The organism is Arthrobacter mobilis (assembly GCF_012395835.1).
In the GTDB taxonomy this organism is placed as follows: Bacteria; Actinomycetota; Actinomycetes; order Actinomycetales; family Micrococcaceae; genus Crystallibacter; species Crystallibacter mobilis.
This window is the reverse complement of sequence record NZ_JAAZSQ010000054.1, coordinates 1-1,658: the sequence shown is the minus strand read 5'-3', so window position 1 is coordinate 1,658 and position 1,658 is coordinate 1. Positions and strand designations below refer to the sequence as shown.

At 51.1% G+C, this 1,658-nt stretch carries 2 protein-coding genes; both read left to right on the top strand.

Annotated features, from left to right (window positions below):
* On the top strand, positions 1-255 hold a 255-nt coding region (locus tag HGG74_RS21260; protein ID WP_205762276.1), incomplete at its 5' end, for a hypothetical protein.
* A 125-nt stretch (positions 256-380) separates the two neighbouring features.
* Positions 381-1,601 (top strand): ISL3-like element ISKox3 family transposase, encoded by a 1,221-nt coding sequence (locus HGG74_RS20760; protein WP_000343760.1) that lies wholly within the window; start codon positions 381-383, stop codon positions 1,599-1,601.
* The last annotated feature ends 57 nt before the right edge of the window (positions 1,602-1,658 follow it).

The following is a 1,658-nucleotide window of genomic DNA, read 5'->3' as shown; positions in this document are numbered from 1 at the left end:
TTTCCTGGTAGTCGGTTGCTGGCGATGGAAAACCCATTTTTAACGGCCTCCGTTGGGGTTAAAAAGCATGAATGTCCGGTTCTCTCCTTCCTGAGTGGAAATGTCTTTAAAAACGGTCACGTAGGTTTCAATCCACTGATTTGCTTGGCGACAACTCCAGTGAAAATTAATCAGCGCAAGCTGGCTGACAAAGGCTTCTGTCGTAACTGTCTGACGACCGTTCGGCTCACGCTTAATGCTCGCACGCCAGGCTGAGTCAATTTCATAGTGTCTAGGCATGAAAAACCTCCGATCAATATAGCTGTATGCATATGGGTCTTCCCTTGTTGTGGTGGCTGAAGGCATGATAATGGTGTATTTAATCGCCAGAGGTCACCGCCATGGACGAAAAGTCCCTCTACGCTCATATTCTCAACCTGTCCGATCCGTGGCAGGTAAAGTCCCTTTCTCTCGATGAAAATGCCGGTTCTGTTACTGTCACTATTGAGATCGCTGAAAACACCCGGCTAGCCTGTCCGACCTGCGGTAAATCCTGTTCTGTTCACGATCACCGTCATCGTAAATGGCGCCATCTTGATACCTGCCAGTTCACCACTATTGTTGAAGCCGATGTTCCACGAATTATGTGTCCGGAGCATGGCTGCCTGACGTTGCCTGTTCCGTGGGCTGGCCCCGGAAGCCGGTATACGTTGCTATTCGAATCGTTCGTTCTCTCATGGCTGAAAATCAGCACCGTTGATGCTGTCAGGAAGCAACTTAAGCTCAGTTGGAATGCGGTTGACGGCATTATGACCCGGGCAGTTAAGCGAGGTCTTGCCCGGATAAAAAAGCCATTATCCGCCCGTCATATGAATGTGGATGAGGTCGCCTTTAAAAAAGGACATCGTTACATAACGGTGATCTCCGATCGCGATGGTCGGGCGCTGGCCTTAACGGATGATCGCGGCACAGAGAGTCTTGCCGGCTATCTTCGCACGCTCACTGATGGGCAGTTGCTGGCTATCAAAACGCTCTCAATGGACATGAACGCGGGCTATATAAGAGCAGCGCGTATCCACTTACCCAGTGCGGTTGAGAAAATCGCCTTTGACCGCTTCCATGTGGCGAAGCAACTGGGCGAGGTAGTTGATAAAACCCGTCAGAATGAACATCCGCACCTCCCTGTTGAAAGCCGACACCAGGCAAAAGGAACCCGCTTCCTGTGGCAGTACAGCGATAAGTGGATGACCGAATCCCGGCAGGAAAAGCTGATGTGGCTGCGTGCACAGATGAAGCTGACGAGCCAGTGCTGGGCGCTGAAAGAGCTGGCAAAGGATATCTGGAACAGGCCATGGAGCGAGGAAAGACGGAGTGACTGGCAGAGATGGTTGGCGCTGGCGGCTAACAGTGACGTTCCCATGATGAAAAATGCCGCGAAAACGATAGGAAAAAGGCTGTACGGGATCCTGAATGCGATGCGACACAGTGTCTCAAACGGAAATGCGGAGGCACTTAACAGCAAGATCAGGCTGCTGAGGATAAAAGCCAGGGGATACCGAAACCGGGAGCGCTTTAAACTGGGGGTGATGTTCCACTACGGAAAGCTGAATATGGCGTTCTGAGCCTTCCCACCATGATCGGGGAAGACCCATATATATACAGTATTTATGGGAGTATTC

What these genes read in the sequence shown, in the direction of transcription:
- HGG74_RS20760 (WP_000343760.1), top strand. Translation starts at nt 381, where the DNA reads ATGGACGAAAAGTCCCTCTACGCTCATATTCTCAACCTGTCCGATCCG.